General features: G+C 71.4%; 7 protein-coding genes. 3 read left to right on the forward strand and 4 right to left on the reverse strand.

Features of this window, described 5'->3' with window-relative positions; translation table 11 throughout:
- Positions 1–205 precede the first annotated feature (205 nt).
- Together ACWF94_RS05260 and ACWF94_RS05265 are read left to right on the forward strand one after the other, a co-directional pair.
- The gene (locus tag ACWF94_RS05260; RefSeq protein WP_453484865.1) at positions 206–2,362 is read left to right on the forward strand and encodes a bifunctional serine/threonine-protein kinase/ABC transporter substrate-binding protein; all 2,157 of its coding nucleotides are present in this window, start codon (positions 206–208) and stop codon (positions 2,360–2,362) included.
- A gap of 268 nt (positions 2,363–2,630) precedes the next feature.
- Positions 2,631–4,781 carry a bifunctional serine/threonine-protein kinase/ABC transporter substrate-binding protein gene (locus tag ACWF94_RS05265; RefSeq protein WP_453484854.1) on the forward strand — a complete coding sequence of 717 codons (2,151 nt, stop codon included), beginning with the start codon at positions 2,631–2,633 and terminating at the stop codon, positions 4,779–4,781.
- Positions 4,782–4,980: 199 nt separating this feature from the next.
- Here ACWF94_RS05265 and ACWF94_RS05270 read toward each other — a convergent pair whose 3' ends face one another.
- From ACWF94_RS05270 to ACWF94_RS05285, 4 genes are all read right to left on the reverse strand, one after another.
- The gene (locus tag ACWF94_RS05270; RefSeq protein ID WP_453484856.1) at positions 4,981–6,042 is read right to left on the reverse strand and encodes a 2-oxoacid:ferredoxin oxidoreductase subunit beta; all 1,062 of its coding nucleotides are present in this window, start codon (positions 6,040–6,042) and stop codon (positions 4,981–4,983) included.
- Positions 6,035–8,035 (reverse strand): 2-oxoacid:acceptor oxidoreductase subunit alpha, encoded by a 2,001-nt coding sequence (locus ACWF94_RS05275; protein ID WP_453484858.1) that lies wholly within the window; start codon positions 8,033–8,035, stop codon positions 6,035–6,037. Before ACWF94_RS05275 ends, ACWF94_RS05270 begins: the two co-directional genes overlap by 8 nt.
- 371 nt (positions 8,036–8,406) lie before the next feature.
- The gene (locus ACWF94_RS05280) at positions 8,407–9,066 is read right to left on the reverse strand and encodes a response regulator (RefSeq protein ID WP_453484867.1); all 660 of its coding nucleotides are present in this window, start codon (positions 9,064–9,066) and stop codon (positions 8,407–8,409) included.
- Positions 9,067–9,211: 145 nt separating this feature from the next.
- A complete protein-coding gene (locus ACWF94_RS05285) occupies positions 9,212–10,579 on the reverse strand; it encodes a sensor histidine kinase (RefSeq protein ID WP_453484860.1) in 1,368 nt (455 codons plus the stop codon).
- Positions 10,580–10,788: 209 nt separating this feature from the next.
- Here ACWF94_RS05285 and ACWF94_RS05290 point away from each other — a divergent pair, with 209 nt between their 5' ends.
- Complete coding sequence (locus ACWF94_RS05290) at positions 10,789–11,748, forward strand: glyoxalase superfamily protein (RefSeq protein ID WP_453484862.1); 960 nt, start codon at positions 10,789–10,791, stop codon at positions 11,746–11,748.
- The last annotated feature ends 93 nt before the right edge of the window (positions 11,749–11,841 follow it).

Here is an 11,841-nt window from a genome sequence, read left to right on the forward strand (position 1 = left end):
CTCCGGGCCGGTGGACCCCCCGGACACCGGCTCCGCGGACACTGGCTCCCCGGACCCGCGTTCCGCGTACGCCGAGGGCGCGGTCGCCGCGCCGGCCGGTTCGCGGGGCACGGCCCCGGCGAGCGCCGCCGCCCCCGGCGCTCCGGGTCCCGCCGCCGCCGGCCCTCGGGGTCCCGGTGCCCCCGAGCCCGGCTCCGTCGAGCGGCTGCTGCCCGGCGATCCGTCGTCGATCGCCGGGTACCGGCTCATCGGGCGGCTCGGCGCGGGCGGCATGGGTGTCGTCTATCTCGGGCGTACGGATGCGGGCGAGCTGGCGGCCGTCAAGGTGACCCGGGCCGACCGTACCGACGAGGCCGACTTCCGGGCGCGGTTCCGGCGGGAGGTGGAGGCCGCGCGCAGGGTTTCCAGCCCCTGGGCGGCACCGGTCACCGGGGCGGACCCGGACGCGCCCGAGCCCTGGCTGGCCACCGCCTTCGTCCCCGGCCCATCGGTCGCGGAAGCGGTCGCGGCGCACGGCCCGCTGCCCGTCCGCAGTGTGCGGATCCTGGGCGTGGCGATCGCCCGCGCGCTCGCCGCCGTACATGAGGCGGGGCTGATCCACCGGGACGTCAAGCCGGGCAATGTGCTGCTCGCCGTGGACGGCCCGCGCCTGATCGACTTCGGGATCGCGCGCACCACCGACGACACCGCGATCACCTCCACCGACATGGTCGTCGGCACCCCCGGCTTCCTCGCCCCCGAGCAGGCCGAGGCGCGCGGCGCCGAGATCGGCCCGCCGAGCGACATCTTCGCGCTCGGCTGTCTGCTGGCGTACGCGGTCAGTGGCCGGCTGCCCTTCGGCCGGGGCGCGGTCGACGCCCTGCTGTACCGCACGGTCCACGACGAGCCGGACCTCAGCGGTATCGAGGGCGGACTGGCCGAGTTGCTGACCGCCTGTCTGGCCAAGGACCCGCGGCTGCGGCCCACCGCCGGGGAGGTCGCCGAGCGGCTCGCCGAGGACGCCCCGCACAGCGGCGCCGACTGGCTGCCCGCCGATGTCGTACGGATCATCGCGGAGCGTTCGGCGCGGATGCTGGCGCTGCCCGACATCGAGCCGACGAGCCTGGGGCAGCCGCCGGAAGCGGCGCCCAGCAGACGGAAGTTCCTGCTGGCGGGCGGTGGCGCGGTGCTCGCGGCGGGCGGCGGGGTCGGCCTGTGGGCCGTCCTGCGCGACCGGGGCGGGAAGAAGCCGGTCGGCACGTCCAAGGACCGGCACTGGATGATCGGCGTACAGGCGGATCTGACGGGCCCCCAGAAGGAGATGGGGATCGAGCAGGAGCGCGGGGCCCGGCTCGCGGTCGAGGCGTACAACGCCCGCAAGGACAAGTCCTTCACCCTCGGGCTGCGGGCGGAGGACGACAAGGGCGACACCGCGAAGGCCGCCACCGCCGCGGGCGCGCTGACCGGCGACGCCACCGTCCTCGCCGTCCTCGGCTCGACCGGCGACTACACGACACAGAACGCCCTGCCGGTGTACGACGAGGCGATGCTCCCGGTGGTGTCGATCTCCGCCGGGCTGAATCTGCTGACCAACAAGTCGGAGGACAACCGCTCCTTTATGCGCGCGTGTCCCTCGCACCCCATCGCGGGGACCCAGCTGGCGTACTACCTCCAGGGGAAGACCAGGACCGTCCGCCCGGGACTGCTTGAGGACCGTACCGACGACAACTACGCCTGGCAGTACATCGCGATGATGAACCTCCACCTCCAGGGATTCGGCCATCGCACCCACCCCCGCGTCGTCCCGGCGGGCATCGCGGCCGAGGCGTACCCGGCCGTCATCAAGGAGATGGTGGCGGCGGGCATCGACTCCTACACGCACGGCGGTTCGGCCGGGACCGCGGCGCAGGCGGCGATCGCCCTGAGGGCAGCGGGATTCAGCGGCCCCCGGGTCGGCGGACAGCTGGTGCTGGGCTCGGAGTTCCTGAAGCTCGCGGGCGAGGCGGCCGAGGGCTGGGTGGTGGGCGCACCCGTCGCCGACCCGGCCGCCCTGCCCAAGGCGAAGGGCTTCGTCGCCGCGTACCGCAAGAAGTACGGCAAGGCCCCCGGCTTCTATGCGGGAGAGGCGTTCGACGGGGTCAATATGATGATCGAAGAGGTGATCGCCGCCGCGCGCGGCGGTGAGCGGCCGGTGCGCGACGGTCTCACCGCGGCCCTGCGCAAGAAGACCTATGACGGGGTCATGGGGTTCTACCAGTTCAAACCCGAGAACGGAGACCTCAAGGGCCTGGGCACCTATCTGTATGTGGTCCAGGACGGGCGCTACCGCTATCTGGGCGCGGCACCCGTCAAAGCTCCCACCCGTGCGGGCCGGAAGGCGTGAGGCGTATGCGCCGTATATGTCGTACGAGCCGTCCCGGCCGCCGTCATACCGCGACCGCCCGCCCCCGGCCGGGGAACTGCCCTGAGCCGGCTGCCCGCACCCGCCCCGGGCCGTGGGCCTGCTCCGAACCCCCGGCCCGTTCCGAGCCCCCGGCCCGCTCCGAGGCAGTTCCCCGCTCCGAACCCCCGGCCCGCTCCGAACCCCCGGCCCGCTCCGAGGCCGCTCCCCGCCCCGAGCCTCGGGTCCGCCGGGGGCGGAGAGCCGGCACATGGACCCGCTGAAGACCGGGGACCCGTCGTCGATCGCCGGGTACCGGCTCATCGGCCGCCTCGGCGCGGGCGGCATGGGCGTCGTCTATCTCGCCCGGTCCGGGCACGGCGCGCTGTCCGCGCTCAAGGTCATCCGCGCGGAGCACGCGGCCGACCCGGACTTCCGGGCCAGATTCCGGCGCGAGGCGCAGATCGCCGGGCGGATCACCGGTCGCTGGGTGGTCCGGGTGGTGGGCGCCGACCCGGAGGCGCGCGAACCGTGGCTGGCCACCGAGTTCGTGCCGGGACCGTCCCTTTGGGAGGCCGTGGCGGCGCACGGCCCGCTGCCCGAGCACACGGTCCGCGCCCTGGGCGGCCGGCTCGCCGAGGCGCTCGCCGGGGCCCATGAGGCGGGGCTCGTCCACCGGGACGTCAAGCCGGCCAATGTGCTGCTGGCGCTCGACGGTCCGCGCCTGATCGACTTCGGGATCGCGCGCTCGGCGGGCGCGACCGCGCTGACCGCCAGCGATGCCATGATCGGGTCGCCCGGCTATCTCTCGCCCGAGCAGGCGCGGATGGCCGGGGCCGGGGAGGTCGGCCCGCCCAGCGACATCTTCTCCCTCGGCTGTGTGCTGGCGTATGCGACGACGGGGCGGCGCCCGTTCGGTACGGGGACGGTGGCCGCGATCGTCTTCCGGACCGTCCATGAGGAGCCGGACCTCGACGGGATGCCCTCCGCGCTGCTGGAGCTGGTGCGGGCCTGCCTCGCCAAGGACCCGGCGGGCCGCCCGTCCGCCGAGCGGCTCCGGGCCGCTCTCGGCGGGGCGGACCCGGACGACTGGCTGCCGGCCGGCCTGCCCGCGCTGATAGCGGAGCGCTCCGCGCGCGTGCTGGACCTGCCGGTGGCCGAACCGACCGTGGTGGTGAACCCGGCCGCTCCGCGATGGACTTCGCGCCGCCGGTTCATCGTCGGGGGGCTGGGGTCCGCCGCCGCCGTGGCCACGGTCGGCGGGGCAGCGGCCTGGCTGGCGAACCGCCCATCGGACGGCACTGACGGCGCTGACGGATCGCGTACGTCCGGGTCCCTGCCCCGGCATGTCATCGGCATCCAGACCGATCTGAGCGGCCCGCGCACGGCGGAAGGGCGGGCACAGGAGCGCGGCGCCAGGCTCGCCGTCGAGACCTTCAACGCCCGCCGGGACCGCCCGTTCGATCTGGCGCTGAAGGTCCTGGACGACGGGGGAGACCCGAAGAAGGCACCGGCGGCGGCCCGGAAGCACCTGGCGGACGACTCCCTCGCCGCGGTGCTCGGGCCGACCACGACCGCCGTGGTCCAGTCCGTCGCCGCGACGTACGACAAGGCGCGGGTCCCCGTGGTGACGGTATGCGCCAGCGTGTCCTTCAGCGAAGGCCCGCACAGGCCCTCGTACTTCGAGCTGCGGCCCACGGACGGCATGTTGATCGTGCCCCTCAAGCGGCATCTCCTGGTCCACAAGGCGCACCGCGTCGCGGCCGTCGAGGACAAGGCGGGCGGCGCGTACTCCTGGGATCTGGTCCAGACGCTGACCGAGACGGCGGCCGGCGCCGACAAGATCACCGTCCATCGGATCGAGGCGGACAGCGAGGACTTCGCGGCCGTGACCCGGACCGCCCTGGCCGATCGCCCGGAGGGTGTGGTGTACGCGGGGAACTCCCCCTCCCGCGCCGCCCTGTTCGCCCGGGCCCTGCGCGATCAGGGCTTCACCGGACTGCGGGTGTCCGTCGAACCCGCGCTGCGGCCGGAGTTCCTCGAAGCGGCGGGGGCAGCGGCCGAGGGCTGGGTCTTCGGCACCACCTTCGTCGATCCCGCGCGGGTGCCGGCCGCGAAGACGTTCCTGGCCCGCTACCGCCGGCGGTGGAAGACGGCGGAGGCCGAGACCTACGCAGTGGAGGCGTACGACGCGGTGCTCTTTCTCGCCGAGGGGATACAGAAGTCGGGCGCGGACCGGCTGAAACGGGGCACGCTGGTGAGCACCTTGCGGCGGATGACGTACCAGGGGGTGGCGAAGAAGATCTCCTTCCGCCAGGAGACCAAGCTGATCCGGGAGGATCCGGCGATGTTCCTGCACCGGGTGGAGGGCGGGAAGACGCGCTTTCTGGGCCAGTACCAGTCGGTGACGGCGAAGACCTGAGCGGCCGGGCCCGGCCCGTACCGGGGGTACAGACCGGGCCCGGCCCCTCGTACCCCTGCCCTGGCCCTTGCCCTGTCGCGGGGGACCCCGGGCCCCACGGCGAAGGGCGCCCTCCGCGCGGGAGGACGCCCTTACTCACACAGCCGGAGCAGCCGGAGCAGCCCGAGTAGCCGGAGCCGTATCGCCCCCGGCGCGCGGATCAGCCGACGACCGTCCAGGTGTCGTTGCCCGCGAGCAGCGCGCCCAGATCGCCCTTGCCGTTCCGCTCGATGGCGGTGTCCAGCTGCTCCGCCATCAGGGTGTCGTACACCGGGCGCTCCACGCTGCGCAGCACCCCGATCGGTGTGTGGTGCAGCGTGTCCGGGTCGGCCAGCCGGGAGAGCGCGAAGGCGGTGGTCGGGCTGGACTGGTGGGCGTCGTGGACCAGGATGCGCGACTCGTTCTCCGCCGTCACCTCGACAACCGCGAGATCGCCGGTCGCCGGGTCCCGTACGACACCCTTGGCGTTGTCGACGCCGAAACGGATCGGCTGCCCGTGCTCCAGCCGGATGACCGCTTCCTCGGCCTGCTGCTTGTCCTTGAGGACCTCGAAGGCGCCGTCGTTGAAGATATTGCAGTTCTGGTAGATCTCCACCAGCGCCGTGCCCTGGTGGTCGGCGGCGGCCCGGAGCACGGATGTGAGGTGCTTGCGGTCGGAGTCGACCGTACGGGCCACAAAGGACGCCTCGGCGCCGATCGCCAGCGACACCGGGTTGAAGGGCGCGTCCAGCGAGCCCATCGGCGTCGACTTGGTGATCTTCCCGACCTCGGATGTGGGGCTGTACTGGCCCTTGGTCAGTCCGTAGATCCGGTTGTTGAAGAGCAGGATCTTGAGATTGACGTTCCGGCGCAGGGCGTGGATCAGATGGTTGCCGCCGATGGAGAGCGCGTCCCCGTCGCCGGTCACCACCCAGACGCTCAGATCCCGCCGTGAGGAGGCGAGCCCGGTGGCGATCGCGGGCGCGCGGCCGTGGATGGAGTGCAGCCCGTACGTGTTCATGTAGTACGGGAAGCGGGAGGAGCAGCCGATCCCGGAGACGAAGACGATGTTCTCCTTCGCCAGCCCCAGCTCGGGCATGAAGCCCTGCACGGCGGCGAGGATCGCGTAGTCACCGCACCCCGGGCACCAGCGCACTTCCTGGTCGGACTTGAAGTCCTTCATGGACTGCTTGGCCTCGGCCTTGGGCACCAGCGAGAGCAGCCCGGTGGCGGTCTCAGTCATTGATGGCCTCCTTAAGGGCTTCCGCGAGCTGCTCGGCCTTGAACGGCATACCGTTGACCTGGTTGAAGCTTTCCGCGTCGACCAGATACTTCGCCCTGATCAGGGCGGCGAGCTGGCCGAGGTTCATTTCGGGGATCACGACCTTGCCGAAGCGCCCCAGCACATCGCCGAGGTTCTTCGGGAAGGGGTTGAGATGGCGCAGATGCGCCTGGGCGATGGGCAGCCCCCCGGCGCGCAGCCGGCGCACGGCGGCCGTGATCGGCCCGTACGTCGACCCCCAGCCCAGGACCAGCGTGGCCGCGCCGTCCGGGTCGTCGACCTCGATGTCCGGCACCTCGATACCGTCGATCTTGGCCTGGCGGGTGCGGACCATGAAGTCGTGGTTGGCCGGGTCGTACGAGATGTTGCCGGTGCCGTCCTGCTTCTCGATACCGCCGATCCGGTGTTCGAGACCGGGGGTGCCGGGCACCGCCCAGGGGCGTGCCAGCGTCCGCGGGTCGCGCTTGTAGGGCCAGAACACCTCGGTGCCGTCGGCCAGCTCATGGTTGGGACCGGTCGCGAACCGTACCCGCAGATCGGGCAGCTCATCGACATCGGGCACCCGCCACGGCTCGGAGCCGTTGGCGAGGTATCCGTCCGAGAGCAGAAACACCGGAGTCCGGTAGGCGAGCGCGATCCGTGCCGCGTCGATGGCCGCGTCGAAGCAGTCGCCGGGCGTACGGGGCGCGACGATCGGCACCGGGGCCTCGCCGTTGCGCCCGTACATCGCCTGGAGCAGATCGGCCTGCTCGGTCTTGGTCGGCAGTCCGGTGGACGGCCCGCCGCGCTGGATGTCGATGATCAGCAGCGGCAGCTCCAGGGAGACCGCGAGCCCGATGGTCTCCGACTTGAGCGCCACACCCGGTCCCGAGGTGGTGGTGACGGCGAGCGCGCCGCCGAAGGCCGCGCCCAGCGCCGCGCCGATACCGGCGATCTCGTCCTCGGCCTGGAAGGTCCGTACGCCGAAGTTCTTGTGCCGGGACAGCTCGTGCAGGATGTCGGAGGCCGGGGTGATGGGGTACGAGCCCAGATAGAGCGGCAGATCGGCCTGCCGGCCTGCGGCGATCAGCCCGTAGGAGAGGGCCAGATTGCCGGAGATATTGCGGTAGGTGCCGGTCGGGAACGCCTTGGTGGCGGGGGCGACCTCGTAGGAGACGGCGAAGTCCTCGGTCGTCTCGCCGAAGTTCCAGCCGGCCCGGAAGGCCGTGATGTTCGCCTCGGCGATCTGCGGCTTCTTGGCGAACTTGGTCCGCAGGAACGTCTCGGTGCCGTCGGTGGGCCGGTGGTACATCCAGCTCAGCAGCCCGAGCGCGAACATGTTCTTCGAGCGCTCGGCCTCCTTGCGGGAGAGCCCGAACTCCTTGAGCGCCTCGATCGTCAGCGACGTCAGCGGTACGGGGTGGACGCGGTAGGCGTCCAGCGAGCCGTCCTCCAGCGGGGAGGTGGCGTAGCCGACCTTGGCCATGGCGCGCTTGGCGAATTCATCGGTGTTGACGATGATCTCGCCACCGCGCGGCACATCGGCGATGTTCGCCTTGAGGGCGGCGGGGTTCATCGCGACCAGGACGTTCGGCGCGTCGCCGGGGGTGAGGATGTCGTGGTCGGCGAAGTGCAGCTGGAAGCTGGAGACGCCCGGGAGGGTGCCGGCAGGGGCGCGGATCTCGGCGGGGAAGTTCGGCAGGGTGGACAGGTCGTTTCCGAAGGAGGCGGTCTCGGAGGTGAACCGGTCGCCCGTGAGCTGCATACCGTCACCGGAGTCACCGGCGAAACGGATGATCACCCGGTCCAGCCGGCGGACTTCCTTGGCGACCTTTCCGCCTGCTACGGGTGCTGCCTCGGAGCCTTCGGTTCCGTCCGTGGGACCGGCGGCCCGCCGTTGCCCTCCCACAAGCGCCTCATTGGACTCGTCAGCCTCGTCGGCATGCTCGGCTGGGCTACTGACCTGGCTGGTCACTGAACTGGACCTCCCTTGAGGCGGCTGCTGGAACCGGCCGTCCCACTGGCCGTCCCAGTGGCCACCCTACGTCGGTAAGGGTGGCCTTCCTTGGATCGCTCATATGCTGGACGTCTTTTTGGGACGCCCTAGGACGTCCACATGCCCCGATTTAGTACGTTTTGATCGCACCCTGGGTCCTTTCGGGTAAGGCTCTTCCCTCTGACTCCCGCTGGCTCGTTCTGGTCCTTTGGTGCTAGGACCCTGGTCCCGCCAACAGGTGGGACCAGGCGGGATCGGGTGGGATCGGGCCGGAGTCGCCGCCCCGGCCTCATGGCTGACGTGATGACCGGCCTGATGGCTGGCCTCATAACTGACAGGGTGTCAGCTGATCAGGTGTTGAGGTAGGTCAGGACGGCGAGGACGCGCCGGTGATCCCCGTCACTCGGGGAGAGCCCCAGCTTCAGGAAGATATTGCTCACATGCTTCTCGACCGCCCCGTCGCTCACGACCAGCTGTCGGGCGACCGCCGAATTCGTCCTGCCCTCCGCCATCAGACCGAGGACCTCCCGCTCGCGCGGGGTGAGATTGGCCAGGACGTCCTGCTTGCGGCTGCGGCCCAGCAGCTGGGCCACCACCTCGGGGTCCAGGGCCGTACCGCCCCGGGCCACCCGCACCACGGCGTCGACGAACTCGCGGACCTCCGCCACCCGGTCCTTGAGCAGATAGCCCACCCCCCGGCTGCTGCCCGCCAGCAGCTCGGTGGCGTACTGCTCCTCCACATACTGGGACAGGACCAGCACCCCTATACCGGGGTGGTCCTTGCGCAGCCGCACCGCGGCCCGTACGCCCTCGTCCGTGTGCGTCGGCGGCATCCGGACGTCCGCGACCACCACATCCGGCAGCGCGTTCTGCGCCGCCAGCTCCCCGACCGTCTTGATCAGCGCTTCCCCGTCACCGACACCGGCCACCACATCGTGGCCCCGGTCGGTGAGCAGCCGGGTCAGGCCCTCCCGCAGCAGTACCGAATCCTCGGCGATGACCACGCGCACTCTGTCGTCCACAACCCTGCATCCCCCATGTCGGTCCGCGTTCCGCAGTGCAGGGTCCAGCATCCCACGGAGGCGTTGTGCGGGGATCGAGTACGGGTGGGGAGCGCGGGGGTGCGGCAGGCGCGGCGGGTAGCTCTGGAGGCGGTCAGCCGCGCCAGGGCAGCTCGGCGGTCATCCGGGTCGGGCCGCCCACGGGTGAGTCGATGGCCAGGATGCCGTCGACGGCGCCCAGCCGCTCCGCCAGCCCCGCGAGCCCGCTCCCGGCGGTCGGATCGGCTCCGCCCGCGCCGTTGTCGCTGACCTGGAGCATCAGCCGGCCGTCGGAGCGCCAGACGTCCACCGACGCCCGGGTCGCCCGAGCGTGCTTGCTGACGTTCTGGAGCAGCTCGGAGACGGTGAAGTACGCGATGCCCTCGATGGCGGCGGCGGGCCGCTCCGAGAGGTCGACCTCGACGGTCACCGGGACGGTGCAGCGGGAGGCGACGGCGGAGAGCGCGGCGTCGAGGCCGCGGTCGGTGAGGACGGCGGGGTGGATGCCGCGGGCGAGATCCCGCAGCTCCTGGAGCGCCACCTTCACCTCGCCGTGCGCCTCGTCCACCATCCGGGCAGCCCCGTCCGGGTCCTCAATCAGCTTTTCCTTGGCCAGACCGAGATCCATGGCGAGGGCGACGAGCCGGGCCTGGGCGCCGTCGTGCAGATCGCGTTCGATACGGCGCAGATCGGCGGCGGCCGTGTCCACGACGACCCCCCGGTCCGACTCCAGCTCGACCACCCGGTTGGCGAGGGAGGAGGGCCCGAGGAGCCCGCTGACCAGCACCCGGTCGACATAGACGAGGCCCCTGATCAGCCAGGCGGAGGCCAGGACCGTCGCGAGGCCGACCGCCGAGGTGGCCGCGATCTCGAAGGGGGTGTCCAGATAGAACGCGTCGCCGCTGCTGTCACCGTAGATCTGCATACCCGGCTGGTCGCCGTAGGTGGGGAGGGTCCACTGCCACAACGGGTACGTCAGCAGCGACCAGCCGGTGATCCAGCAGGTCAGGGAGACGGTGAAGGCGGCCACCGCCCAGGGGAAGTGCAGCAGCGCGTAGAGCAGGTGCCGCCAGGACACCCCGCTCTTGAGGACCGCGCCGACCCAGGACATCAGCCCGGTCGTCCGCGCGTGGATCGGCTCCGGCCGGTCCACGGTGTGGTCGAGCAGCATCCGGGCGCGGGCGCGCTCCAGCGCGCCGAAGAGCCGGATACCGGCCAGCCCCAGGGCGAGGATCGGGATGCCCAGGAAGGTGATCAGCAGCCCCGCGCCGAGGGAGACCATGACGACGGCGAAGGTGAACATGATGATGCTGATCGGCAGGTTCAGCATGAGGTACCCGAACTCGCGCCAGGTGCGGCCCTCGAACGGCGCCCGCAGGGGCGAGGGGACGAGATGCCTCCGGCGGCCGTGCCGGATGCCCCGATCCTGCCGGGCTTGCCGGTCCTGTCGGTCCTGTCGCTCCGGTGCGTAGTCCGTGGCCATCAGGTCGTCCGTTCTGTGCTGCGGGCTGTCATGACTCAAGAGTGCTTGGGCGGCCGGGGCCGCACCATGAGGACGGTCGCCGTCTTCGACGGGGGGTTTTCCCCACCATGGCGCGGTGCGGGCGGTTCGGTGACCTGCCGGTGGGCCCGCGCCACGGCCGGCGGCCTCGCGTTTGACTCTCCAGCGGCCCGAGACTTCAGACTCTGACCATGGGCGACACAGACTCCGCGATCACGGGCGGTATCGACTCCGACTCTGCGACCAGGGGCGGTATCGACTCCGACTCCGACTCTGCGGCCAGGGGCGGTAGCGACTCCGACTCCGACTCTGCGGCCAGGGGCGGTATCGACTCCGACTCCGACTCTGCGGCCAGGGGCGGTATCGACTCCGACTCCGACTCCGCGACCAGGGGCGGGACCGACTCCGACTCCGACTCCGCGACCAGGGGCGGGACCGATCCCGTCCCACTGTGGGCGATCGGGCGATTCGCGGCGACCACCGGGCTGACCATTTCCACGCTGCGGCACTACGACTCGGTCGGACTGCTGCGGCCCGCATGGGTCGACCCCGGCACCGGATACCGCTACTACCGTCCGGTCCAGGTCGCGACGGCCGAGGTCATTCTGCGGCTACGGGCGGCAGGCATGTCCGTGGACGAGACCCGGGCGGCCCTGGACGCGGACGACGAGACCGTACGCGATCTGCTGCGCGCCCATCGCGACCGGCTCGTCCAGGACGCCGATGTCGTCGCCGAACGCGTGGAACACACTGACCGCTACATCCGGGAGGGCCTGATGACCAGCACTGACAGCATTCCCTTTCACAAGATCATTCCGACGCTGCCGGTCCGTGACGTGGACACTTCCGTACGTTTCTACGTCAGTTCCCTCGGCTTCACGCTCGGCGGCCGGAGCGACGACGATTTCGCCTCGGTGTTCCGCGGGCGGGTCGCCGATGTGAACATCTATCTCCGCCATCGGGCCGATTCCTTCGGCGGCGCCGAATGCTTCGTCTTCGTCGAGGACCCGGACGCCCTGCACAGCGAGTACGCGGAGCGGGGTGTCGAGATCGCCGAGCGCCCCCACGACACCTCCTGGGGCTACCGGCAATTCACCGTCCTGGACCCGGACGGCCACGAGCTGCACCTCTTCCGCTTCCTGGCGGAGTAGCCGCGCGGGTTCGCGGTGGGCTGGCGGTGGGTTCCCGGTGGGCTGGCGGCGGGTTCGCGGCGGAGCAGCCGCGCGGGCGGCACCGCCCACAGG

Source organism: Streptomyces sp. NPDC055078 (assembly GCF_053607985.1).